General features: G+C 51.7%; 1 protein-coding gene. It reads right to left on the reverse strand.

Features of this window, described 5'->3' with window-relative positions:
- Positions 1 to 292, reverse strand: a 292-nt coding sequence (locus C7H79_RS17555; RefSeq protein ID WP_147383683.1) for an IS66 family transposase, incomplete at both ends; no start/stop codon positions are given.

The following is a 292-nucleotide window of genomic DNA, read 5'->3' on the forward strand; positions in this document are numbered from 1 at the left end:
CGGGCAGGCTTTTTTCTTCTCGTAGTTGTTGACGTTCTGCGATGGTCAGATCTTTACCTTCTGCTTCAATAGTATATAAGTTGCCGATACGCTGCAACGCTTCCAACGCCATCAGGCTGCTATTAGCCTGGTGCAGATCGAAGAATTTACGGCGTGCGCGCGCCCAACAAGCCAGTTCAGTGCAGGACTTCGTCTGTTTTTCGGCGAACAGGGCTTTGTAGCCGCCATAGTCATCGACCAGCAAATGACCTTGCCAGTTTTCCAGAAAGCTTTGCGCATGCCGGCCACTACG

Origin of the sequence: Nitrosomonas supralitoralis (assembly GCF_003011925.2) — a bacterium.
GTDB classification, from domain to species: domain Bacteria; phylum Pseudomonadota; class Gammaproteobacteria; order Burkholderiales; family Nitrosomonadaceae; genus Nitrosomonas; species Nitrosomonas supralitoralis.